The 23,364-nt window shown below is 62.7% G+C and carries 17 protein-coding genes and 2 pseudogenes; 13 read left to right on the top strand and 6 right to left on the bottom strand.

From position 1 onward, the window contains the following. Positions 1-47: 47 nt before the first annotated feature. Positions 48-1,106: a glycerophosphodiester phosphodiesterase family protein gene (locus RPG13_RS18250; RefSeq protein WP_337125687.1), complete on the bottom strand. Its 1,059-nt coding sequence runs from the start codon at positions 1,104-1,106 to the stop codon at positions 48-50. Between the two features lie 405 nt (positions 1,107-1,511). Between RPG13_RS18250 and speB the strand changes: the two genes are divergently transcribed. The 3 genes from speB to RPG13_RS18235 are packed head-to-tail and all read left to right on the top strand — an operon-like array spanning position 1,512 to position 4,328. After that, positions 1,512-2,519: an agmatinase gene (speB, locus tag RPG13_RS18245; RefSeq protein WP_337125686.1), complete on the top strand. Its 1,008-nt coding sequence runs from the start codon at positions 1,512-1,514 to the stop codon at positions 2,517-2,519. Positions 2,520-2,555: 36 nt separating this feature from the next. Further along, positions 2,556-3,488 (top strand): N-acetyl-gamma-glutamyl-phosphate reductase, encoded by a 933-nt coding sequence (argC, locus tag RPG13_RS18240; RefSeq protein ID WP_337125685.1) that lies wholly within the window; start codon positions 2,556-2,558, stop codon positions 3,486-3,488. Next, positions 3,489-4,328 (top strand): aminoglycoside phosphotransferase family protein, encoded by an 840-nt coding sequence (locus RPG13_RS18235; RefSeq protein WP_337125684.1) that lies wholly within the window; start codon positions 3,489-3,491, stop codon positions 4,326-4,328. It begins immediately after the preceding gene. Here the strand turns inward: RPG13_RS18235 and RPG13_RS18230 are convergent. Next, positions 4,318-5,409, bottom strand: a complete 1,092-nt coding sequence (locus RPG13_RS18230) for a COX15/CtaA family protein (protein ID WP_095485798.1) — start codon at positions 5,407-5,409, stop codon at positions 4,318-4,320. The genes RPG13_RS18235 and RPG13_RS18230 overlap by 11 nt on opposite strands. A gap of 152 nt (positions 5,410-5,561) precedes the next feature. On the opposite strand from RPG13_RS18230, the gene RPG13_RS18225 reads away from it, so the two are divergent. Further along, the gene (locus RPG13_RS18225; RefSeq protein WP_337125683.1) at positions 5,562-5,780 is read left to right on the top strand and encodes a DUF2842 domain-containing protein; all 219 of its coding nucleotides are present in this window, start codon (positions 5,562-5,564) and stop codon (positions 5,778-5,780) included. A 226-nt stretch (positions 5,781-6,006) separates the two neighbouring features. Here the strand turns inward: RPG13_RS18225 and RPG13_RS18220 are convergent, their stop codons facing one another. Next, the gene (locus RPG13_RS18220; protein ID WP_337125682.1) at positions 6,007-7,359 is read right to left on the bottom strand and encodes a phosphatase PAP2 family protein; all 1,353 of its coding nucleotides are present in this window, start codon (positions 7,357-7,359) and stop codon (positions 6,007-6,009) included. 255 nt (positions 7,360-7,614) lie between these two features. Continuing rightward, positions 7,615-8,212 (bottom strand): annotated as a pseudogene (locus tag RPG13_RS18215) (tyrosine-type recombinase/integrase). 560 nt (positions 8,213-8,772) lie between these two features. On the opposite strand from RPG13_RS18215, the gene RPG13_RS18210 reads away from it, so the two are divergent. Further along, on the top strand, positions 8,773-10,518 hold the full coding sequence (locus RPG13_RS18210) for an adenylate/guanylate cyclase domain-containing protein (RefSeq protein ID WP_337125681.1): 1,746 nt from the start codon (positions 8,773-8,775) through the stop codon (positions 10,516-10,518). Positions 10,519-10,834: 316 nt separating this feature from the next. On the opposite strand, the gene RPG13_RS18205 is transcribed toward RPG13_RS18210, so the two are convergent. Then, positions 10,835-11,890 (bottom strand): polysaccharide deacetylase family protein, encoded by a 1,056-nt coding sequence (locus RPG13_RS18205; protein ID WP_126106882.1) that lies wholly within the window; start codon positions 11,888-11,890, stop codon positions 10,835-10,837. 91 nt (positions 11,891-11,981) lie between these two features. Between RPG13_RS18205 and RPG13_RS18200 the strand changes: the two genes are divergently transcribed. Further along, the gene (locus RPG13_RS18200) at positions 11,982-13,211 is read left to right on the top strand and encodes a GNAT family N-acetyltransferase (protein WP_337125680.1); all 1,230 of its coding nucleotides are present in this window, start codon (positions 11,982-11,984) and stop codon (positions 13,209-13,211) included. Positions 13,212-13,256: 45 nt separating this feature from the next. On the opposite strand, the gene RPG13_RS18195 is transcribed toward RPG13_RS18200, so the two are convergent. After that, positions 13,257-15,449 carry a GumC family protein gene (locus RPG13_RS18195; protein WP_126106884.1) on the bottom strand — a complete coding sequence of 731 codons (2,193 nt, stop codon included), beginning with the start codon at positions 15,447-15,449 and terminating at the stop codon, positions 13,257-13,259. A 359-nt stretch (positions 15,450-15,808) separates the two neighbouring features. Here RPG13_RS18195 and RPG13_RS18190 point away from each other — a divergent pair, with 359 nt between their 5' ends. The 7 genes and pseudogenes from RPG13_RS18190 (at position 15,809) to RPG13_RS18160 (ending at position 23,318) form a co-directional block, all read left to right on the top strand. Then, a complete protein-coding gene (locus tag RPG13_RS18190) occupies positions 15,809-16,372 on the top strand; it encodes a polysaccharide biosynthesis/export family protein (RefSeq protein ID WP_095485792.1) in 564 nt (187 codons plus the stop codon). Between the two features lie 5 nt (positions 16,373-16,377). Beyond that, positions 16,378-17,508 carry a glycosyltransferase family 4 protein gene (locus RPG13_RS18185; protein WP_126106885.1) on the top strand — a complete coding sequence of 377 codons (1,131 nt, stop codon included), beginning with the start codon at positions 16,378-16,380 and terminating at the stop codon, positions 17,506-17,508. A 108-nt stretch (positions 17,509-17,616) separates the two neighbouring features. Continuing rightward, positions 17,617-19,152 carry an undecaprenyl-phosphate glucose phosphotransferase gene (locus RPG13_RS18180; RefSeq protein WP_095485790.1) on the top strand — a complete coding sequence of 512 codons (1,536 nt, stop codon included), beginning with the start codon at positions 17,617-17,619 and terminating at the stop codon, positions 19,150-19,152. Beyond that, complete coding sequence (locus RPG13_RS18175) at positions 19,149-20,408, top strand: O-antigen ligase family protein (protein WP_292502552.1); 1,260 nt, start codon at positions 19,149-19,151, stop codon at positions 20,406-20,408. The genes RPG13_RS18180 and RPG13_RS18175 overlap by 4 nt, the downstream gene beginning before the upstream one ends. A 337-nt stretch (positions 20,409-20,745) precedes the next feature. Then, positions 20,746-21,387 (top strand): peroxiredoxin-like family protein, encoded by a 642-nt coding sequence (locus RPG13_RS18170; RefSeq protein WP_091590900.1) that lies wholly within the window; start codon positions 20,746-20,748, stop codon positions 21,385-21,387. 439 nt (positions 21,388-21,826) lie between these two features. Next, a pseudogene (locus tag RPG13_RS18165) lies at positions 21,827-22,494 on the top strand (phage major capsid protein). 107 nt (positions 22,495-22,601) lie between these two features. Then, complete coding sequence (locus RPG13_RS18160; RefSeq protein ID WP_127290711.1) at positions 22,602-23,318, top strand: gamma-glutamylcyclotransferase; 717 nt, start codon at positions 22,602-22,604, stop codon at positions 23,316-23,318. The last annotated feature ends 46 nt before the right edge of the window (positions 23,319-23,364 follow it).

Raw genomic sequence — 23,364 nt, 5'->3', positions numbered from 1 at the left:
GCGGGCTGGTGACCATCCAAGCGGCTCCTTGCCCGCTTCGATCCAGTCTAGTTGATGCTAGCGGTGTTCGCCGACTCCGCTGACCGCGCCTCATCGGGATAAGGCACGCGGTAGCCATTCGCCGCCAGCCAGTCTATCGCCGCTTTCGGCTCGTCGGTCTGGATGATGGTGGCGCCGCGCTCGGCCCAGAAGCCGTACGTCTCGCGCGGCAGGCTGGCGAGCACCGCCAACTCGTCGCCGCGACCGCCGGCAAGGAAGCCGCCCGGCTTGTTGACGATGGCGTAGGTGTTGGCCCAGATGTGCCAGTCGCCCCTTATCGCCGCCGCCCGCATGCGGGGGCTGAACAGCGGACCGCCGGTGTCGGTCAGCGTCTCCGACCCCGCGCGCCAGTTGATCATCTCGACCGCGCGCGGCGAAAAGATCCCGCTGACCTTCTCGGCGAAGCGGGCGTCACGAACCGCGTCGTCGGCAATGATCGGCATGAACTGGAAACCACTGCCGATCGCGCCCATGGCGGCCTTGACCGTGGTGATCCGGGCCGGGTTCCACAAGTTTTCCTTGACGATCACCTGCTCGGCCATGCCCAGGTCGCGCGCGACCGCGATCATGCCGGCCAGGCTGTCGACATCGAGCTTGTTGTCGATGTTGATGAGGATCCTGTCCCTTGTCGCCATCAGCATCTCCCGCAGCGTCGAGACCGGCTCATCGGTGACGGCGCCGGTGCCTTCGATCACCAGCCTGCAGGTTTTGAGCTCGGCCAGCGTGCGCTTCACCACCTCGCCCCTGCAATTCGTCGTGCGGTCGAGCCAGCTGTCATGCATGACGACGAACTGGCCGTCCTTCGAGCGCCTGACGTCGACCTCGACGATTTCGGCACCAAGCGCGATCGATGCCTCGACGGCGGCGATCGAGTTCTCCGCATAGAGCGTCTTGCGGGCCTGCATGCTGCCGGCGCGGTGTGCCGCCACCATGACGTGGTCGCGCCACTGGTTGGCGTGTTCGAAACGGTCGAGAATCTGTCTGGCGCGTGTTTCGCCTGCCGATGCCGGGCCTGTGAAGAGCGCCAAGGCAACGGAAAGCAGAAGGTTCAGCCAGGTCGTTCGCATGAGAATCGCTCCGTACCGGATGGAGACCCGGTTAAGCGACTCACGTGACAGCCCAGTGAACGAAGCCGGCTTCGCAAATGCCGGAAAGTCAGGTCAATGCCGGTTGAAACGGCCGTTCTGCGACCTCGAATCATAACGGCAATCAGCAGGTCGCTGCCAATCAGCTTGCCGAGATCGATGCCGCCGCTGTCGCGGTCGGTGTGGCCGACACCGTCCGACGATGGGACGGTTGGCTACTTTCGGTTGCATTCGTGCTTAGCTGGACAATTCCCGGGCCAGCCATGTGGGCTCACCTGGCAAGCAAGAATTTGTGACTGGCTCGAATGACCATGGTCCCCGGAAGGGGTCGCATTTCTGAGAATTATGTCCAATAAGGTTGCGCCTCGACGCACAGGAGATCGCTTCATGCCGAACAGCAACATCGACCACGCCTTCACCGCCCGGGCCAGGACGGGCGCGTCCTTCGAGCCGACCTATGCCGGCGCGCTGTCGTTCATGCGACGCAAATACACGAAGGACGTGAAAGGCGCGGACGCAGTGGTGTGGGGCATCCCTTTCGACGCAGCCGTCACCAACCGGCCGGGCGCGCGCTTCGGGCCGCAGGCGATTCGCCGCGCCTCGACCATCCTCGACAACGATCCGCAATATCCGTTTTCGCGCGATCTGTTCGAACATCTCGCCGTGGTCGATTATGGCGATTGCCTCCTCGACAGCGGCAATCACCAGAAGACGCCAGGAACGATCGAGCGTGAGGCGGCGAAAATCCTGAAATCCGGCGCCTTCCTGCTATCGCTCGGCGGCGACCATTTTGTCACCTGGCCGCTGCTCAAGGCGCATGCCGCCATCCACGGACCGCTGGCCCTGGTGCAGTTCGACGCCCACCAGGACACCTGGCCGGACGATGGCAAGCGCATCGATCACGGCTCCTTCGTCGGCCGTGCGGTCAAGGAGGGCATTATCGACCCCGACCGTTCGATCCAGATCGGCATCCGCACCCATGCGCCTGATACCTTCGGCATCAAGATCCTGTATGGCCACGAAGTCGAGGAAATGCGCGCGTCCGATATCGCCTATGCCATCGTCGACCGCACTGGCGGCAAGAAGGCCTATGTCACCTTCGATATCGATTGCCTGGACCCGGCCTTCGCGCCCGGCACCGGCACACCGGTCGCCGGCGGGCCGTCCTCGGCAAAAATCCTGTCGGTGCTGCGCCAGATCAATCAGGTCGATATCGTCGGCGCCGACGTCGTGGAGGTTGCGCCGGCCTATGATCACGCCGATATAACGGCAATTGCGGGGTCGACGGTGGCCATGCACTATCTCGGGCTCCTGGCGGAACGAAAAGCCCGGCTCGAAGAGCTGAACAGCGGCAATCACGTCGTTGCCGCGTTGAACCAGGCAAGCGGCATATAACTTTGAGTTTGAAATATCAGGGAATTCAGGCAGGCAATGAAACCGAAAATCTTCATCGACGGCGAGCACGGCACCACCGGTCTCCAGATCAGGGCGCTGCTTGCCGAGCGCGGCGACCTGGAGATCATCTCCATTCCGACCGAGCGCCGCAAGGAAACGGCAGCTAGAGCCGAGTTCCTCAACGCTGCCGATGTCGCGATCCTGTGCCTGCCAGACGCAGCCGCGAAAGAAAGCGTGTCGCTGATCACCAACGACACCACAAGGGTCATCGATGCCTCGACCGCGCATCGCGTGGCCGAAGGTTGGGAATACGGTTTCGCCGAAATGGACAAGGAGCAGGCGAAGACAATTGCCAGGGCGAAGCGCGTCGCCAATCCCGGCTGCTGGCCGCAAGGCCCGATCGCGACGCTGAGGCCGCTGGTGGCGGCCGGGCTGTTGCCGCCGGATTTTCCGATCACCGTCAATGGCATTTCGGGCTATTCGGGCGGCGGCCGGCCGATGATCGAGGACTATGTCGCCAAGGGCGAGGATGCGTCGGAATTCCTGCCCTACGGGCTGACCCTCCAGCACAAGCATGTGCCGGAGCTCAGGACCTATGCGAAACTGTCGCATGACCCGATCATGCAGCCGGCGGTCGGCAATTTCGCGCAAGGCATGATCACGGTGGTGCCGCTGCAGCTCGGCGGCCTCGACTATGTGCCGACTGGCGCCGAGCTTCATGCGGCGATCGCCGACCATTTCGCCGCCATCGATGGCGGCGTGGTCGAGGTAGCGCCCTATGAGCAACTGGAGCGCGTGCCGGAGATCGATCCCGAAATCTACAACGGCACCAACCGGATGAAGCTCTATGTCTTCGCCAACGACGACAGGGCCCAGGCGCTGCTGCTCGCCGTGTACGACAATCTCGGCAAGGGCGCCTCGGGTGCTGCCGTGCAGAACATGGATCTGATGCTCGGCCTCAAGCACTGAATGGACGCTCCGGCATTTCCAACACGCTGGAACGTCAATGCGCCAGAACTGATCGCCGAAACCTTCAGCAGCCGCATCTGGAAGGTTTTTCGCGCGGACGGCTCGCCGGCGATCGTCAAGGCCCTCAAACCTTTCGACGACGTCGAAGACGAGTTGCGCGGCGAGCATTTTCTCGCCTGGCGGCGCGGCGAAGGCGCGGTGCGGCTGCTCGGCAACGACGGTCACTGCATGCTGCTCGAATATGCCGGCGAAACCTTGCTGTCACAGGTTCTGGCGGAGCAGGGAGACAATGCCGCCACCGCAATCGCGGCCGAAGTGATGGCAAGACTGTTCTCGCCATCTGACTACCCTGCCCCGCCGGATCTTCAGCCGCTGCGGGCACGGTTTTCCAGTCTGTTCAACAAGGCGAAGACGGATCGCGACGCCGGCAAAAAGAGCCTCTATGTCGAAGCGGCTGCGACCGCGGAACGGCTGTTGGCCGACCCTGTCGACGTGCTGCCGCTGCATGGCGACCTGCATCACGACAACATCATGCACGGGCCGCGTGGCTGGCTGGCAATCGATCCGAAGGGCGTTCTCGGCGATCCCGGCTTTGATGCGGCGAACATGTTCTACAACCCGCTCGACCGCGATGACCTTTGCCGCGATCCCCGGGGCATTGCCCACATGGCCGAGATATTCGCCAGAACGCTCGGCCAGACACCGCTCGCCATTCTGGATCACGCCATCGCCTATGGCTGCCTGTCGGCGTCATGGCACCATGAGGACGGCAACGCGATCGAGGAAAGCCGCGAATTGTCCATTGCCACGGCGATCAGGACGGTGCGGCTCAGCCTCTGATGGCGATCCGGTTGGGCAGCGGATAGGCGCCCTTGGTACCGCGCCAATGCGCTGCTGCAAAACCAAGCAGGACAAGCGCGAAGGCCTGATGCGTCAGCGCCATGTGCAGCGGCACGTGCATCATCAGCGTGCCGATGCCGATCAAGGCCTGCGCCAGCACCAGCAGAAACAGCAGCGTCGCGCGACGCGCATGCGTCGTTTCAGGCAGGCGGCGGTGCGTCGCGATCATGTGCCAAAGTGCTGCTACGAAGATCGTGTAGGCGCCGAGCCGGTGGATGAACTGGACCGTCTTCGGGCTCTCGAAGAAGTTGCGCCATGCCGGCTCTAGGATCAGCAGATCACCGGGGATGAGCTTGCCGTCCATCAGCGGCCAGGTGTTGTAGCTCAGGCCGGCATCGAGCCCGGCGACCAGCCCGCCGAGATAGATCTGGATCAGCGCCAGCAACACCAGAAAGCCGGCCAGACGCTGCGTCGAACGGTCGGCGGCGGGCTCTGAATGAGGCGCGAGCCCGCGAGCCACCACCATGGTCGCGGTGAAGATCAGTGCAGCCAGCGTCAGATGCGTCGCCAGCCGGTACTGGCTGACGGAGACCCGCTCGACCAGCCCGGACGCCACCATCCACCAGCCGATCGCGCCCTGCAGGCCGCCGAGAAGAAGAATCCCGATAAGTTTCGGCCCCAGGCCGCGTTCGATGCGGCGCGTCGCCCAGAAAAACACCAGCGGCACGGCGAAAACCAGGCCGACACCGCGCGCCAGGATCCGGTGCACCCATTCCCACCAGAAGATCGACTTGAACGCTTCGATGCTCATACCCTTGTTGAGCTCGGCATATTGCGGGATCTGCTGGTAACGCTGGAACTCCTCCTGCCATTCGGCGTCGTTGAGTGGCGGGATGATGCCGTGGATCGGCTTCCATTCGGTGATCGACAGGCCGGACTCAGTGAGCCTGGTGGCGCCGCCGACCAGGACCAGGACAAACAGCACCAGAAGCACGACGTAGAGCCAGCCGCGCACCAGCGCCCGGTTGCGCAGGTCGCGGTCGCGGGCCACGAAAGGCGCGGCAGCTGATATGGCAGCCATAGGCTCGTCCCGACAGATTGCAGTCGCGGATTGGTGAACCATCGCCATCCCGCTGGCAAGACCGGACAGCGCGGCACGCCGTCGCGCCGCTTCTTGCGGGTTGCGCGCCTCTTTCGTTGGGCCTAAGCGATAGAGATCAACGGGACCACGAAATGCCCATTCGCCTGAAGAAGCTGATCGGAACATTCCTGCTGGTGGCGCTGGTCATCGTCTATGCGCTGGTCGCATCGATCGTGGCGGTTGCCCAACTGGCAGAATCGGGACCGTGGGCGCATTTCCTGTTCTTCCTGCTCAGCGGCATGCTCTGGGTGCTGCCGGCTATGGGCATCATCAAATGGCTGATCCTGGAGCCGCCGCGGCCGAAGAGTTGAGGCTCCCCGCCGCCGCTAGATGGTGAAAGCCTGACGCTTGCTACCCGACGTGTAGGGCAGCTCAGGGTGGTTTTCTGCCTTCCGTGTCGCCGATCGGAACGCGCAGGCAGCGCTATGAGCGGACATTTCGGGGCGCTCGGTCAAACTCTGGCTACCTATGCTACAACAGACATTTGGCCGTGTGGTTAGCTGGGCAGTTGCCGCATCTTGGCTGTCTGCCCCTTCGCTAGTCTGCACCGTCCGTTCTTGCCCTTTCGATGAATTTGCCCGCGACGGCTTTACCGAGCGCGACGCCTGCCGTGTTGTCCATTTCGTAGTGGATGCCAGCCCAGATGCGGGAATCGCCCGCCTCCTTGCCGACCGCACGAATAAATTCCGCATGGCCGGGGAACAGGTACGCAAGGACCTCGCATCGGGCAGTCGAGAGCGTGGAGTGGTTCGACGGATAACTGGGATGGCCCGGCACCGCAAACAGGGGAGTGATGCTCCGGTCAAGCATGTTGGGCCGCAGGTACCAATACGCGTACTTCCCGTCGTTGCTTGCAATGAAGGCGTCGTAGTGGACCGTTGCAAGCAACGCGTAAGCCCGTGCGGCGCGCGGGGGGTTCGAATCCGTCTTGTCCTCGGACATCCATTTGCTGGCATAGTCATACCAGTCGGTGAACAGGCCGGATGGACTTTGCCAGTAGAACGCTTTGTAGTTGGTTGGAAATTTCCGCTCGAACTGTAGAACTGAATCAACCTCGGCCTTCACCGTCTCCGACGCACAGTCGGGTGGAGCCGGTGGCCTGAATTCATTGGCTGCCTTCAGCAATATCGGCTTCCAGTTCGGCATGGTTGCATTACCCGGTTTGTCTCCGACCCACATGCACGGCCCGGTCGGCACCGTACCGGTCCAAACGGCGTCGGAGCCATCGGCCTTTGCCCGTGCAATCACCTGCTCTGCCACGCGTCGCCCCAATTCCAGGCCGGCGGAAGAGTCGCTTGGGAATTGGACACCGGCAAGGACACGAGACTGCGCCGCTTCTTTCGCCATTGACTGGAACGACGACGCCTCGTCGGGAAAGAAATAGGAAAGAACCGCCGCGGCGGCTCCGGCAGTTGCCGCATGTTCAGAGGGATAGGATGGACTGCGAGGCGTCGGCAGCGCAGTCGGCAGCGTCGTGTCCGCCTCGCTCGGGCGTGGGCGATTGTGGAAATACTTCGACTCCCACGCCGCGATCGTGGCGTCGTGGATCGCCATGGTCATATAGGTGTAGACGCGGTGTGCATTGGGAATCTGCTGGTTTTCGAGAAGGCGGTTATTGACCAGTTCGATCCATCGATAGCCGGGCGATCCGGCATCCCAGAACGTGATCCCGGCGGCAGTCTGCGCATCGTTCTTTGCGACAAGATCGCGGAGCTGCTTCAGTTCAGTTGCGGAATCGTCCGGTGGCGGCGGTACGCGGAGATCCTTTCCTGACGTGATCACCCACGTCTTCCACGTTCCAGCCTCCGGCTCTATCGAATCCGATTGGCCGAAAGCGCAGTTTCCTGACAAAAGGATTACCGCGCACGCCTTGCCTAGGGCTCTGAGCATGTTGGGTCTCCGGTTCCTGACCCCAGCCCAAGTACCTATCAGTTTTGCCGGCTCTCGTCGCGTCATTATTTTAGCGGTATCTAATTATACACAAAGGCGCCCCCAACCAAAGCGAATACAGGCGCGTTTTTGAACGTCGCGACCGAAGGTTGATCGTCATCTTTTCCGCCCGCTGCGGACCCTTACGCCCGCGACGGAAAGGTCAGGCTCGGGTCACGGAGCGACACTTGGATGATAGCGCCGCTCCGCATGGCTTTACAGTTCGATCTGTTCAGAGATCGCCAAAGCGTCATCTACTTCTATGCCGAGGTAGCGCACGGTGCTCTCCAGCTTGGTATGACCGAGCAGCAGCTGAACCGCACGAATGTTGCCGGTCTTCTTGTAGATCAGTGAAGCCTTCGTGCGTCTCATTGAATGCGTTCCGTGTCGCTTTGGTTCGAGCCCAATGCTGGATACCCACTTCTCGACGATCCGCCCGTACTGCCTTGTCGACATATGCGGCTTAACTCGCACGCGACTGGGAAACAGGAACTCGCTTTCGGTGAGGTGGCGACGGGCTATCCATGCACCGACTGCGGCTCTGGTCTGCTCCGTGATCTCGAATTGCACAGGTCGCCCCGGTCTTCCTCTGAACAATCACCGCCCGATCGCGGACGCTGCCGGAAAGGGCTATGTCTCCGACAGTGACGGCCACCAGCTCGCAACCTCGAAGCTTGCTGTCGATGGCGAGATTGAAGAGCGCTAGATCCCGTTCAGCGCCCGACACCTGAAGTCGTGTCCGGATACTCCAGACCTCACGCGGCTTCAGAGGAGGCTTTTGGCCAACGATGTGGCCCCGGTAGCAACTGGGCATGGTCCTTCTCCCATGCCGCCCTCCGCACCGCAGCGCCCGACGCGAGCCGCGAATTGTAGCGGCTAAAGGGCGTTGTCTTCGAGGATTCGATCGCACAAGTTGCCGGATGTCAGCCCGGTCGACGCAGTGCTCGATGGGTAGAGTCGCGCCACTTTCCGACCTCAGCACCTCTAAGCGCGAACGTCTGGTGTGATGCCTGATGCGCGCGCCCGTAAGGCATCTCGCTGTTACATCGCGGTGACAAAAGCACCGCCACGGTGGCGTCAACCGGTTACCAAGGGCAGCAAATATCTCCGGCCTTCTGGGAGTGGCGTGTCAGCGTCCCCAGAGGCTGCGTGGGCGTGTCGCCGGTTGGCTGTTAGCGCGGTGACTGGATCGCTCCACGCCTCGCAAGCGGGATAGCGAAATCTCGTGAAGGCAAGGTCAAGCCGCGTTCCCCGTTCTGAGTCGGCGATGGGCAGCGGCTGGGAGAGATGGATACCATGCACGTTGGACGTCTGGAAGTTGGCGGGGCATGGGCGCAAGGCAGCCCGCGTGCACGTGCCTGGCCGGGCGGTGCAATGACCGCGCAGCGCCGCCTGGCAGCGATCCTGGCTTGCGACGTGGTCGGCTATTCGCGCCTGATGGAGCGCGACGAGCGCGGCACACTCGAGCGGCTCAAGACATACCGCAAGGACCTCCTCGAACCGCTGGTCTCCGAGCATCAGGGCCGGATCGTCAAGCTCACTGGCGACGGCATTCTGTGTGAGTTCGCGAGTGTCGTCAACGCGGTGACCTCGGCGATAGCGATCCAGCAGGCTTTGGCAGAACACGAGGCGGAGACGCCCGAGGAAGAGCGGATACGCTTCCGCATCGGCGTCAATCTCGGCGACGTGGTCTGCGAGGAGGACGGCGATCTCTACGGCGACGGTGTCAACATCGCCGCCCGCCTCGAAAGCATCGCCGATCCCGGCGCCGTGGTCGTCTCGGGCACCGCCTACGACCACCTTCAAGGCAAGCTCGACGGCGGCTTCACGCTGCTCGGCGACCTGCGCCTCAAGAACATCGAGCGGCCTGTGCGCGCCTATCGCGTCGAGACCGACGCCAGCGCCTCGGTGGCTGCACCGCCTCCCCTGCCCACGAAACCCTCGATCGCAGTTCTGCCTTTCACCAACATGAGCGGCGACCCCGACCAGGAATACTTCGCCGACGGGCTGGTGGAGGACATCATCACGGGATTGAGCCGGGTGAACTCGTTCTTCGTGATCGCCCGCAACTCGTCCTTCACCTACAAGGGCCGAGCGGTGGACCTGCGCCAGGTCGGGCGTGAGCTGGGCGTCCGCTACGTGCTCGAAGGTAGCATCCGCAGAGCAGGATCGCGGGTGCGCATCAGCGGGCAGCTGGTGGACGCGATCAGCGGACACCATGTCTGGGCCGACCGCTTCGAGGGCGACGTGAGCGACATCTTCGACCTGCAGGACAAGGTGACCGAGAGCGTCGTCGGCGCAGTCGAGCCGAGCATCCGGCTGGAGGAAATAAAGCAGGCGCGCATGAAGCCGACCGACTACATCGGCGCCTACGACCTCTACCTTCGCGCGCTGCCGCGCTTCTACAGCATGACGCGCGAAGGCTTTGCCGACGTGCGCCGGCTCACCAACGAGGCGCTCAGCATCGACCCAGGCTTCACCCTGGCGAAGGCACTCGGTGCCTATATCCGCAGCCTGTCCGTGAGTCAGTGCTGGCACGAGCCCGACGATTTCCGCGTCGCCGTGCGCATGGCCCGCGAGGTGCTGGCCGACGCGCGAGACGACCCGACAAGCTTGCGTTTCGCCGCGCAGGTGATCGCCTACAGCGCCAAGGATTACGAGACGGCGCTGGACACGATCGAACGGTCCCTGCTCCTCAATCCCAATTCGGCGCAGGGCTATACGGGCAGCGGCTGGGTGAACGCCCATTGCGGCCGCCCCCTCGTCGCGATCGAGCACTTCCACAGGGCAATGCGGCTGAGCCCGGTCGACCCCGAGAAGGGCATCGCGCTCTCCGGCATCGGGATGAGCTACCTGATGCTCGAACGCTACGAGGAAGCGCTGGCTTGGGGAGAACGAGCGCTGCGCGAGATGCCGAATTACGGCTCCTCGCACCGGGTGGTGATCATGGCGCTGGTCAAACTCAATCGGCTGGACGAGGCGCAGGCGGCGGCGCGGCGGCTGATGGAGGCGTTCCCGACCTACACGCTCGGCCTGCAGAGGCAGATCAACCCGTGGCGCGACAAGGTGTTCGCCGAGCGCTACGTCGAGGCGCTGGGTATTGCCGGCGTGCCGGAGTGATCGTCACGTTTGCAAAGATGCCCTCTCCTGCGCGTCACGTCCGGCCAGGCGACGTCCCTTGATCCCGCGTCGCTTCTGGAAGGATAGTTCTCTGGCCGGCTTGTCCGAGGACTGAGCGCGTAGAGCAGCCGTGAACAGCCGGCGAGCTCTCTGTTGGGTTCGCGTCGAACTTCCGGTTTCCAGCCTGACGAGACCTAACGACGGTCCAGACAAATGTCGCCTTCAGGTCACGACGTTCCCTTGACCTGCCATCAGGGATGGTCCGCAAGGGGTCGGTTCTTGCCGTCCACCGGTACCAAGTGTCAGACTTTCACCATTAGATGGTGACGAGCATCTTGCCGGCGTTGGCCAGCGGCGTCGTCACGCCCGACAGCATCGTGCGGATATGGGCAACGCTCTGGTAGCGACCGTTGACCGAAATGCGCGGCAGCGCTTGCAGGAAGCCGGCATGTTCGGCGCGCAGCACGCCGTGGCGGGTCGTCACCGCCGAGGCATAGCCGGCGTCGCGGGCAAAGCCGACTTCGCGGCCGCCGACGGCGCTGGCATAGCCATAGGGATAAGCGAAATGGCGCGGCGCCTCGCCGAGTTCGGCCTGTAATATGCGCCTGACATCGTCAACCTCATGGCGCGCGTCGGCTTCGGAAAGCCGCTTCAGATTGCGATGATTGACCGTATGCGCGCCGATCGTCACCAGCGGATGCCCCGCCATGGCACGGATCTCGTCCCAGTTCATCAACATGCCCTGGCGTGCGTCCAACTCGATACCGTTCGACCGCGCCAATTCGCGCAGCACCGCGCGCTGGTCCTCCTCGCGGACCTCCAGCGTCAGATAGTCGTGCAGGCGGGCAAAGGCCTGGAGTTTCTTGCCTGGGGTCGAGCAGTCGATCGTCACCGGACCGTTCGGCGTTGTCAGGAGCAACCGGTCCCGCGCGCTGACGATGTCCTCGACCACCTCCCACCATAGATCGGCGGCGCCGTTTATCAGCCCCGGAGCGACGTAGATGGCGACCGGCGCACCGTGCTTTTCCAGCACCGGCAGCGCCTCGGTCATGTTGTCGCGGTAGGCGTCGTCGGCGGTGATCGCCGCGAACTGGCCGCCCTTGCCGCCGGCCTTGATGCGCTCGACCGCCTCGTCCAGCGTGACGAATGTATAGCCGTTCGCCTTCATGTCGGCGATCACGGCATCGAGGAACTCAGGCGCAATGTTGAGATGCCGGTTGACGCTGCCAGGCTTTTCCGGCGTGGCGGTGACCCGGTGCAGCATCAGGATGGCGCCGATGCCGCCGACAAACGGCTTGGCCAGCGGGGCAAGACCGGTATAGCGGACGACGTTGAGCGCCAGTTTCCGGATTGCCTCGCCCCCGTCGATCATTCGTTCACCTTTTGCGCCTAGGCTCATCCCAGCAGGGAATGCGCCTACGCGAGCCCCCAATCGCGGTGAATACGCCTTAAAGGATTGAGGTATGGTTGACGCCACCGCGTCATTTGATGGCAATCGGCTCGAAGCAGTGGAGGCGGCGCCGCGCGCGTTGCCGGCGGATCATGTCGGCCTGTCGGTCTCGGTCGCCGATAGTTTAGCATTTGCAGCTTATGCCGAGTTCTGCCGTTCGGCGCTGTTCGCGCCGGCGCAGAGCCCGGCCTGGATCCTGAACTGGGCCAAATATGCCGAGGCGGACAGCGTTTTGGCGACGCTGAGCGCTGAAGGCCGGCCGGTTTTTTCGTTGGCGCTGGAAGTCACCAGCAGCGGTCCATTCCGCGTCGCCCGTTTCATGGGCGGCCGCCATGCCAACGGCAATTTCGCCGCCGCCGACCCGTCTTGGCTGACCAAGACAGACGGCGCGGCAATCCGCTCTATGCTGGCGGCGGTCGCCGAGGCGCGGCCGGACATCGACCTCGTCGCACTGGAGCGGCTGCTGCCAGATCTCGAAGGCATTGCCAATCCGCTTGCCTCGCTGCCCAATTATCCGAGCCCCAACCTGTCGCTGGCCGTGGACTTGGCGGGAGGTTTCGATGCACTGCTGTCCCGCGCGAGCGGCAAGCGCAAGCGCAAGAAGCACCGCTCGCAGACGCGCAAGTTCGAGGCCGTCGGCAGCCACCGCCGGATCGAGGCCCGGACAGCGGACGAGGTGAACAGACTGCTCGATGCGTTTTTCGAGATGAAGGAGTTCCGCTTCCGCAAGATGGGCATCGCCAACGTCTTCGGCGAGCCGGAGGTTCGTGCTTTCTTCCGTGCGTTGTTCGCAGAAGCGCTTTGCGACGACAAGCCGTCGTTCGTGCTGCACGGGCTCGAGGTCGCCGGCAAGCTTCGCGCCGTCACCGGATCGAGCCGCTCGGGAAAACGCCTGATCTGCGAATTCGGGGCGATCGCCGACGACGACCTCGCCCATACCAGCCCCGGAGACTTCCTGTTCTTCGACAACATCGAAGAGGCCTGCGAGAGCGGGTTCGATGTCTATGATTTCTCGGTCGGCGACGAACCCTACAAGCGACTGTGGTGCGATATCGAGACCCAGCATTTCGAGGTCCTGGTCCCGCTGACGTTGAAGGGCCGCGCGCTGGCGCTTATCCTACAGCAAGGCGCGCGCCTGAAAGCCTTCGTCAAGAACAGTCCGACGATCTGGAAGCTGACCAAGGTGCTGCGCCGCAAGACGGCCGGGCACGCAGCACCTGCCGCTGGCGAAGACGACAGCTGATCGCTGCCGGGATTTCGGGGACTTCGGGAAAACTATCGAACCGTCTCAGGCGGCGGAGCGCCGTCCCGGCACCGGCGTCCCTGGCGTCGCATGGCCGACCGGCGTCACCAGCGTCAGGTCGGGATAGCCGCTCTCGATCAACTCGACCGCGGCATGCGTAACCTCGTCGTCCGGCTCCAGCATCGACAGGAAGACCTCGGTGCCCTCGCCGACAAGGCGGCCGATGCCTTGCGCGTCGGTGGGTCCGCATTCGACCACGACCAGATCGTAGGCGGTGGTCAGCGACTGCATGATGATCGGCAGCCGGTCGGCGGCGCGCATTGCGCGGACCGGATCGGCAGTGCCGACGGGAATGACGTGGCAGTCCGAATAGAGATCGGGATGGATCACGTCGCTGAATTGCGCTTCCGAGGCGAGCAGATTGGTGATGCCCGGGAAAAGCCCGCTGTCCAGCATCGGCCGCGAGGCGGCGCCCGAAGCGGTAAGATCGAGCAGGAGCACACGCAGGCCGGCGTCGGAAACCTCTCGCGCCACCAGCACCGCCGAGGCGGCCGCCTCGTCGCCTTCCGGCGACACGAATATGGCGCGTGCAGCACCGCTTGAGATCAGTTTCTCCACCGCCTTGTCGATCTCGACTTCGCCAAGAGTGGGGCGCGCCGGCTCGACGACCTCGCCAGTTGCTGGGGCCGTTGCTTGCACTGCGGCAACCGCTTCCGGCTCTGCCTCCGCTTCCGCCGCCCGGTCCTCGACCTCTTCGATATCGCCTTCTTCGATGTCGGCCGGCTCCTGCCTAGCAACGGGCATCGCGACCTGCTCGATCCGCTCGAAGCGGGCGCCGGCGGCCGGCCGCATGGCGCGACCCGAAAACAGCTCTTGCAGAAGCGTCACGATCGCCATGAGCAGCAACGAGCCGACGAAGGCTGCACCGGCGATCGGCAGGATTTTTGGGAAATAGGGCTCGGACGGCGCCACCGCGCGGGAAAAGACACGCGCATCGACCGGAAGATAGTTGCTGTCCTTGCGCGAGGATGCCTCGCGGTAGCGGGTCAGGTAGGATTCGAGCAACTGGCGCTGGGCGGTCGCTTCGCGCTGCAGCGCGTCCAGTTCGACCTGCTGGTCGCCGGCGCGCGCCGATGCGGCCTTCAGGGTGTTGACGTCGGCGACAAGCTGATTTTCGCGGGCCTGGGCGGTCTGCGCCTGCGTCATCAGCCCTCTCATGATCTTTTCCGCCTCGTTGCGGATCTGGCGATCGAGATCGGCAAGCTGCGACCTCAGCGCCCGGATACGTGGATGATTGTCGAGCAAGGAGGTGGAAAGGTCGGCGATATTGGTCTTGAGCTCGACCTGCCGCTCGCGCAGACGCTGGATGAGTTCGGAAGACAGCACCTCCGGCACCGCATCCAGCGAGCCGCCATTCTGCAGCGCCCTGCGCACGCCGTCGGCAGTCGCTTCCGCCGAGGCGCGATTGGCGCGCACCCGCGACAGTTCGCTGGACAGTTCGGAAAGCTGTTGCGTGGCGAGCACCGAATTGTTGCCGCCCATCAAAAGATCGGACTGGGCGCGGTAGCTTGCCACCTTGCCCTCGGCATCCTTCACCCGCTTTGACAGGTCGGCGATCTCAGGCGCCAGCCAGTCGGTTGCAGCGGAATTCGATTCGGTCTTGGCATTGCCCTGGACGGAGATGTAGGCGTCGGCGATGGCGTTCGGAATTTCGGCGGCAAGCCTGGGGTTTTCCGAGGAGAATTCGATGACGATAACGCGCGATTTTTCAACACGATAGACGTTGAGCTTCTCGCGCATGGTCTTCAGCACGCGTTCTTCCGGCGGAATCTCGTTGGGGTCGCTTTTCAGGCCGGCAATGACGAGCAGACGACTCAACACCGGCATGTCAGCCGCCTCGTCGAACTCGGCAAGCCGCGATAAATTGAGCTTCTGCGCCACCTGCTTGAGGATGTCGGTCGAGGAAATGACCTCGACCTGACTGGTCACGCCTTCCTCATCGAGAATCGGCCTGTCGTCGTTGTTGGTGCCGTCGGGGCGCGTGTAGACGGATTCGCGCGTTTCGATCAAAAGCCGTGTTTCGGCCATGTAATGCGGCGTGGCGAGCCAGGCGAGCGCGAGCGCCAGGCCGGTTACTACAAGCGCCACGACAAGAATGCGCAGCCAGTTCCTCGCCAGGCTTGCGAAGAGCTGCCTAAGATCGACGTCGACATCTGCGGCCGCGGATTGAACGGACATGCATCCTGCTCCGGTACTTAAAGCGCGTCGCGTTTGAACAGGTCAGGTGACGCGCTTTAAGCTATTGTTTTCATGCATGTCGTTGTCCCAAAACCGCTGCGCACTTTTGGGCGACATGCATTGGTCAGGATGCACGGTAAACAACTATGGTAACTCAGCCGTTAATATCGCGGTAAGCATCTGTTAGGTTTTACTCGCAAGCGGCAATAAAAGCATCGAAACCGGTCGTCTTTTGTCGGATGCCGCCGCTTCCGCTGCGCGCCTTTACCGGCCATTAACCCTAACGGGATGATAACGGACCTCGACTCCCAAAGTTTGCCGCGGCGTAACAGCGGCCAGTCGAAGGTACGTGTCCGGTCATGAAAAGCACTGCTTCCCTCTTCCACGCGCTGCTCGCCGTGTCGTTGCTTGCCGGCTGCTCCAGCTACCGGCCGGCGCCGGCCGCCTTTCATAAAATGCTCGATCAGCCCTATCGCCTCGGCGCCGGCGACCGGGTCCGCGTCACCGTGTTCGAGCAGGAAGGATTGACCAACGTCTACAGCGTCGACCAATCCGGCTACCTGTCGATCCCGCTCGTCGGCGCCGTGCCGGCGCGCGGCCACACCGCACAGCAGCTCGAAGGCGAGATCGCCGACAAATTGCGCCAGGGTTATTTGCGCGATCCGGACGTTTCGGTCGAGATAGACCGCTACCGGCCGATCTTCATCATGGGCGAAGTCGGTGCCGCGGGCCAATACTCCTATGTTCCCGGCCTGACCGTGCAAAAGGCGATCGCCATCGCCGGCGGTTTCAGCCCGCGCGCCAACCAGGAAAGCGTCGACATCACCCGCGACATCAACGGCAAGGTCATGACCGGTCGCGTGGCCACCTCCGACCCGCTTCTGCCCGGTGACACGGTCTACGTTCGCGAACGCCTGTTCTAGACCACGTGGCGGACACACTCAGGATCGTCCACTGCTTTCGCTCACCTGTCGGAGGGATTTTTCGTCATGTGCGCGACCTGACCGAGGCGCAGGTCGCCGCCGGGCATTTGGTCGGCATCGTCTGCGATTCGACGACGGGCGGCGATTTCGAGGAACACCTGTTCGAACAGATGAAAGGCAGAATGGCGCTCGGCATCCATCGCACGCCGATGCAGCGGCATGTCGGGCCGGGCGACCTCGCCTCGGCCTGGCGCACCTTTGGGATTATCAAGGAATTGCGGCCGGACGTGCTTCATGGGCACGGCGCCAAGGGTGGCGCCTATGCCCGCCTGTTCGGCTCATTGTTGCGGGTATCAAGGTCTCGCGTAGCCCGCGTTTATTCGCCCCATGGCGGCTCTCTTCACTATGACGAGACCACCGTCGCGGGGAAGCTGTTCTTCGCGCTCGAACGGTTCATGGCGCGCTTCACCGACTATCTTCTGTTTGTCTCCGACTATGAAAGACAGACTTATCGCAGGAAGGTCGGCGAGCCGCCCACACCGAACAACCTTGTCCACAACGGCTTGCGCGCCGCCGAGTTCGAGCCGGTGCGGACCGAGCAGAATGCGGCCGATGTCCTCTATATCGGCATGATGCGCGACCTCAAGGGACCGGACATCTTCATCGATGCGCTGGTTCTTGCCGGAACGCGGCTTGGCCGCCCGTTGAAAGCGGTGATGGTCGGCGACGGTGACGACCTGCCGCGCTACCATGCGCAAGTGAAGCGGCTCGGGCTCGAAGGCCATATACGCTTCCTGCCGCCGATGCCGGCGCGCAAAGCCTTCGCGCTGGCCGAACTGGTTGTCGTTCCCTCGCGCGCGGAAGCCATGCCCTATATCGTGCTGGAGACGCTCGCCGCCGGCAAATCGATGATCGCCACCGCCGTCGGCGGCATCCCGGAAATCCTTGGCGCCGGTTCCCCTGCCCTGATCCGGCCCGACCCGCGCGAGCTCGGCGACAAGATGAGCGCGGCGCTGGCCGACCCCAAAGCCTATGGCGCTTTGATGCCCGACACCGCCGACCTCAAGGCGCGATTCGGCGCCGACGTGATGGCCGCCGCGATCGAGACGGCCTATTTCGCCGCGCTCAAGCGTTAGCTCCAAAAAGGCGCTAGCCCCAAAAGCTTCTCCAAAGCCACCTGTTGTTTGAAGGGTTTCTTAGCTCTCTTTTGCTATTCACCTGAGGGAAGCTTTGCGGATGCACCCATGAACGAGATCGATCCCGCTCGCCGCTTTTCGATAGACGCGGTGCGCAAATTCGACGGCCCGGCGAATGGCGATAGCCTTGGCGGGATGAACGACGTCGCCCGTCAGGTCGCGTCGCAATACAGGCGCGATACCATGTCGCCGATCATGGTCAGCGGCGTCTTGCGACTGGTCGAATTCGCGCTGCTGTTCCTGTCGGGTCTCTGCGTCTATTTCTACTATGTCGGCTTCTTCAGCCATCTCGCCTGGCAATATCCGCTGACGATCGCCGCCGCCTCGTTCCTTGCCGTGGTGCTGCTCGACGTCACCGACTGCTACCAGATCGTCTCGCTGATGCGCCCGATCGCCAATTTCGGCCGTCTCCTGCTGGTCTGGGCGGGGACATTCGCCTTGATGGCGCTCACGGCATTCGTCATGAAAACGTCGGAAGACTATTCGCGCCTGTTTTTCGGCACCTGGTTCGTCGTCGGCTTCTTGCTGATCTTCGGGCTCAGGCTGCTGATGTCGAAGCTTATCCGGCGCTGGGCGCGCGACGGGCGCATGGAGCGCCGCGCCGTCATTGTCGGTGGCGGCACGGCGGCGGAAGTCCTGATCCGCTCCGTCGAAAGGCAGCCCTACAACGACATCCGCATCTGCGGCATCTTCGACGACCGCGGCGACAAGCGCTCGCCACCCATCGTCGCCGGCTACCCGAAGCTTGGCACCGTTTCCGAGCTCATCGAGTTCGCCCGCATCGCCCGCATCGACATGCTGATCGTGTCGCTGCCGCTGACCGCCGAATCGCGCGTCCTGCAGCTTTTGAAGAAGCTGTGGGTGCTGCCGGTCGATATCCGGCTCTCGGCGCATTCGAACGCGCTGCAGTTCCGGCCGCGCGCCTATTCCTACATCGGCTCCGTGCCGATGCTCGATATCTTCGACAAGCCGATCAACGACTGGGATTCGGTCGCCAAGCGCGCCTTCGACATCGTCTTCTCGATCATCGGCATCATCGTGTTCTCGCCGGTCATGCTGGTGACCGCGATCGCCATCAAGCTCGACAGCAAGGGACCGGTGCTGTTCCACCAGAAGCGGCATGGCTTCAACAACGAGATCGTCGAGGTCTACAAGTTCCGTTCGATGTACACGGACAAGGCGGATCCGACGGCCAAGCAGACGGTGACCAAGAACGACCCGCGCGTCACTCGCGTCGGCCGTTTCATCCGCAAGACCTCGATCGACGAGCTGCCGCAGTTCTTCAATTCGCTTTTCGGTTCGCTGTCGCTGGTGGGGCCGCGCCCGCACGCCATTGCCGCCCAGTCGCACAACCTTCTCTACAATGAGGTGGTCGACGGCTATTTCGCACGCCACAAGGTCAAGCCCGGCGTCACCGGCTGGGCGCAGATCAATGGCTGGCGCGGCGAGATGGACACTAACGAGAAGATCCGCATGCGGACGGAGTACGACCTGTATTATATCGAGAACTGGTCGCTGCTGTTCGACCTGAGGATCCTGTTCCTGACACCGATCCGGCTGCTCAACACGGAAAATGCTTATTGAGCGCCGTCACGCATGAACTGCCGCCGGCCGCAGTCAATGCCAAGCTGATTGCGCTGATTGCGTCGGGCGCGGTTTTCCTAGGCGTCTTCCTGTCCGGCTTCGTCATTGCCGAGCCTGCCCCATACGACATCTACATGGCCGGGCTGATCGTGGTGTGGGCCTTGTTCGGCCTGCGCATATCGCGCGCGGCAGCGCCGCTGCTGGTGCTGCTGGTGATCATGAACATTGGCGGCATGATCTCGATGACCCAGATGTCGGATATTACCGGCGCCCCGCTCTATCTCTCAGTGTCGCTGTTCCTTGCCTTCACCGCGGTGTTCGTCGCCTCGGTGACATCGGTCCAGCCCAGTCTCTACCGGTCGATCTTCCTGGCCTATGTGATATCGGCGGCGCTGACCTCGCTGCTCGGCATAGCAGGCTATTTCCATGCCTTCCCAGGGGCGGAGATATTCACCAAATACGACCGCGCCACCGGCGCCTTCCAGGATCCGAACGTGTTCGGGCCGTTCCTGGTGCTTCCCGGCATCTATCTGCTCTATCTCATGCTGACGGGTCCCGTCTCACGCATGCCCTTGCTGGCAGTGCCGCTGCTGATTATCACGGCCGGCATTTTCTTCTCCTTCTCGCGTGGCGCCTGGGGCATGTTCGGCGTTTCGGCGATCCTGCTCACCGGCGCTCTGTTCCTGCAGAGCGCCAGCGGCAAGTTCCGGCTGCGCGTCGTCGTCATGACCATCGCCGCCATCTCGCTGCTGGTGATGGCGATGCTCGTCATCCTGCAGCTGCCGGGCGTTTCCGAAATGTTTTCCAGCCGCGCCCAACTGGAGCAGAGCTACGACACCGCCCGCCTCGGCCGTTTCGCCCGCTACACGATCGGTTTCCAGATGGCGCTGGAGCATCCGCTCGGCATCGGCCCGCTCGTCTTCGGCACGATTTTCGGCGAGGACACGCACGACATCTGGCTGAAGATGCTGATGGACTATGGCTGGCTGGGCTTCGTATCGTTTCTGGCGCTGACCTGCTGGACGATAGCGGCCGGCTTCCGCATTCTCCTGCGCGACAGGCCGTGGCAGCCCTATCTTCTGTGTGCCTATGTCGCCTTCATCGGCAATATCGGGCTGGGCACCTTCATCGACATCGACCACTGGCGCCATGTCTATCTGCTGCTCGGCCTGATCTGGGGTGCCATCGCGCTCGAATACCGCCACCAGCGGCAGTTGCGGCCGGTGGAGCTGCCTGTGCCAGCGGCTGGGGCATGATCGATTTCTGGGGACAAGTCTAAGTTTTGAAATGGTCGGAGTGGCCGGATTCGAACCGACGACCCGAACCTCCAAATCGAGGTCGGGAACCTGACCTTCAGCGCAAGAGCATTCGGGAGTGCGCTCGCGTAAGGTAATTCACCACATTTGGCGGCACCCGCAGATGCTTTTTCGTGTTATGATGGGCTTACAACGCGCGTAATCTCGACCTCGGCAATATGGCAGAGGTCGAAAGCTATTGCCTTGGCACAGGAAGCTTTCGCCCCAGCACTTGATCGCCTCCGAAACGCTGGGTGTGCTGCTTTCCCTGACTGACCCCGGGGCGAGGAGGTTGTCCATGTCCACGAGTAGTGTTGACCGCCCGCTGCAGCCGGGCGACCGGGCACCGAATGTTGTGCTCAATGCGATCTCACGCGAAGGCAAGATCGCGCTCGATGATTTTCGAGGCCGGAGCCCGTTGTTGATCGGTTTGTTCCGAGGCCTGCACTGTCCGTTCTGCCGGCGCCATGTCGCGGCGATGGCGCAACTCAAGCCGGCCCTGCGTGAGAAAGGCGTCGAATGCCTGGCTGTGGTCAATACGCCGGTCGAGCGGGCGCGGCTCTATTTCCGTTACCACCCGGCACCCGATCTTCTCGCCGCATCCGACCCGGAGCGAGCCTCGCACCGTGCTTTCGGCTTGCGCGAGGTCGGGATGGACACGGTTATGGCGATACCGTTCCATCTCCCGGGCGAGTTGCCCGAGCCTATGAACGTCATGGCAATGAATGAATTTCTTAACAAGAAGGAAGGATATGAGATTACGGAAGTCGATCAGCAGGCGATGGCTTCCAGCCAGGCGCAGCTTGTCGGTCAGTTCCTAATCGACCGGGCGGGCATCGTACGCTGGAACTTCACTGAAGTTCTGGAGGATGGCCTCAACACCTTCAGAGCGCTGAATCCCGAGGAATTGATGTCGGCAGCTTCCCAAGTTGCACATTAATAGGCTGGGCTGCTGAAAACTCGCTCGACGGCCACCGTCCTGTGGTGATTCTTTGGATTTAACAATCATCGAAATGCTCAGCGCAGGAGGCTAAGGTCTGCCCGTGGGCTTCGTAGCGATTTCGATTCAACGGTCTGCGGACCGCCCCGACGCTAGAGTGAGCAAGCCGCATAGGCGGGGCGACGTCCGCTCCTTGCCGCAATCACGTCGTTCCGACAGGCGCGCATACGGCAAGTTTCCACCCTAAGCGGTAGTTTAGCATCAGGGGGACGGTCGAAAGTTGCCAAGCCCGCCGCCCGGCGGGCCCGCGCGGGCCCCATGCGGAGAATTTTTTCTTGCCGGCGAAAAATCGGTCGAGGAGTTTTTCCCTACTGCCCATGGAAAAATCGAAGCGCATAGGCGGCCGGCGCAGACCGGACGCACGAACAACGCGGCGACCGTGGCCGAGGGCGCAACGAAGCCGGAAAGCGCGCTGGCATTCGTCCTGCGAACCTTGCCGACGCAAGTCATTGCGCATTGGATTCCGGCGTCGCGGCAGGTGCTCGATGATGTGCCGCAGCTTCGCGACATAATCGACGGCTTCGCTATGGCCTAGCGCTCGCTGAAGAAGCGCAGTTGCTCAACGGCGACGGCACCGGCAGCAACCTCAACGGCCTTGTCACGAACGCCACGGCCTTCGCGGCGCCGTTCACCATCGCCGATCCGACGATGCTCGACACGATCGGCCTCGCGATCCTGCAGAACGCGCTGGCCGACTTCCCGGCGGACGGCATCGTCATGCATCCGTCGGACTGGATGCGACTCCGGCTTTTGAAGGATGGTGATGGCCGGTACATCTTGGGCGATCCACAAGCTGTTGTGCAGCCCGCTCTGTTCGGCTTGCCTGTCGTGCCGACGCAAGCGATGGCCGTCGATAAGTTCTTGGTCGGCAGCTACCAGCAGGCAGGCACCTTGTACGATCGCTGGGCCGCGCGCGTTGAGGTCAGCACCGAGCATGCTGATTTCTTTGTGCGCAACCTAGTCGCCATCTTGGCCGAGGAGCGGATCGGTCTTGCCGTCAAGCAGCCGACAGCGCTGACCTATGGCGACTTCGGCAACGTGGCCTGACGACGATATCGGCGCGCGCAATCTGTAGATGATCCCGTCAGCTATCATCGAGCCGTAGGTATCTAATGCTTGATGCCTCAGTCGACTGGTGCGAGTGATAGCGAGCGATGGTCCCAAAACCAAGTCGAATGCGATTAACGCCCGAGCTGGTCGCGAGAGTCCTCAGTGTGGACGAATCTCTGCCGCCGCCCTTTACTGCGCCGTCCGACGCAGACCATGATGACACTGTCCGGGCTATACTTGCCGCCGCACCGTCGGCTGATGAGGTCTGGATCTTTGCCTATGGATCACTGATGTGGAACCCGGCCTGTGATTTCGTGGAGCAGCGGGTAGGCTTTGTGCCCGGGTGGCACCGCTCCTTCTGCCTCGGTTGGGACCGGTGGTTTCGAGGATCAGACAGGCGACCCGCACTCATGTTGTCGCTCGACCGTGGCGGGCGGTGCAAGGGCGCGGTCTATCGCCTGCCACCGAATGCTATCGAGGCCAATCTCGGCAGGCTCTTTCGTCGTGAGATACGAGCCAAGCCGTCCGCTCATTCGCCGCGTTGGGTGAATGTTCGCACCGATAAAGGAGCGCTCCACGCGATCACCTTTGTGATTAACCGGAGCAGCGAGCGCTATGTCCGCGGGCTGTCGCTGGAACAGATCGCCGATGCGCTCGCGGTCGCGTGCGGTCCGTGGGGTTCCATGGCCGACTATCTCCACAGCACTGTAAGTCACCTTGAAGATTTGGGGATTCATGACAAGCAGCTGTGGCGTTTGCAGGAGTTGGTAGCCAAACGCATTGAAGCGACAGCCGCCGCGAATCCTCCGCGTCCTCAGTGAACAGGAGTCAGACCGTGACCCACCCTAGGCGGTAGTTTCGCCTCCC

Origin of the sequence: Mesorhizobium sp. ISC15 (assembly GCF_037162615.1) — a bacterium.
In the GTDB taxonomy this organism is placed as follows: Bacteria; Pseudomonadota; Alphaproteobacteria; order Rhizobiales; family Rhizobiaceae; genus Mesorhizobium; species Mesorhizobium mediterraneum.
This window is presented reverse-complemented; position numbering and strand designations above follow the sequence as displayed.

What these genes read in the sequence shown, in the direction of transcription:
- RPG13_RS18250 (WP_337125687.1), bottom strand. Translation starts at nt 1,106, where the DNA reads ATGCGAACGACCTGGCTGAACCTTCTGCTTTCCGTTGCCTTGGCGCTC.
- speB (WP_337125686.1), top strand. Translation starts at nt 1,512, where the DNA reads ATGCCGAACAGCAACATCGACCACGCCTTCACCGCCCGGGCCAGGACG.
- argC (WP_337125685.1), top strand. Translation starts at nt 2,556, where the DNA reads ATGAAACCGAAAATCTTCATCGACGGCGAGCACGGCACCACCGGTCTC.
- RPG13_RS18235 (WP_337125684.1), top strand. Translation starts at nt 3,489, where the DNA reads ATGGACGCTCCGGCATTTCCAACACGCTGGAACGTCAATGCGCCAGAA.
- RPG13_RS18230 (WP_095485798.1), bottom strand. Translation starts at nt 5,409, where the DNA reads ATGGCTGCCATATCAGCTGCCGCGCCTTTCGTGGCCCGCGACCGCGAC.
- RPG13_RS18225 (WP_337125683.1), top strand. Translation starts at nt 5,562, where the DNA reads ATGCCCATTCGCCTGAAGAAGCTGATCGGAACATTCCTGCTGGTGGCG.
- RPG13_RS18220 (WP_337125682.1), bottom strand. Translation starts at nt 7,359, where the DNA reads ATGCTCAGAGCCCTAGGCAAGGCGTGCGCGGTAATCCTTTTGTCAGGA.
- RPG13_RS18210 (WP_337125681.1), top strand. Translation starts at nt 8,773, where the DNA reads ATGACCGCGCAGCGCCGCCTGGCAGCGATCCTGGCTTGCGACGTGGTC.
- RPG13_RS18205 (WP_126106882.1), bottom strand. Translation starts at nt 11,890, where the DNA reads ATGATCGACGGGGGCGAGGCAATCCGGAAACTGGCGCTCAACGTCGTC.
- RPG13_RS18200 (WP_337125680.1), top strand. Translation starts at nt 11,982, where the DNA reads ATGGTTGACGCCACCGCGTCATTTGATGGCAATCGGCTCGAAGCAGTG.
- RPG13_RS18195 (WP_126106884.1), bottom strand. Translation starts at nt 15,449, where the DNA reads ATGTCCGTTCAATCCGCGGCCGCAGATGTCGACGTCGATCTTAGGCAG.
- RPG13_RS18190 (WP_095485792.1), top strand. Translation starts at nt 15,809, where the DNA reads ATGAAAAGCACTGCTTCCCTCTTCCACGCGCTGCTCGCCGTGTCGTTG.
- RPG13_RS18180 (WP_095485790.1), top strand. Translation starts at nt 17,617, where the DNA reads ATGAACGAGATCGATCCCGCTCGCCGCTTTTCGATAGACGCGGTGCGC.
- RPG13_RS18170 (WP_091590900.1), top strand. Translation starts at nt 20,746, where the DNA reads ATGTCCACGAGTAGTGTTGACCGCCCGCTGCAGCCGGGCGACCGGGCA.
- RPG13_RS18160 (WP_127290711.1), top strand. Translation starts at nt 22,602, where the DNA reads ATGGTCCCAAAACCAAGTCGAATGCGATTAACGCCCGAGCTGGTCGCG.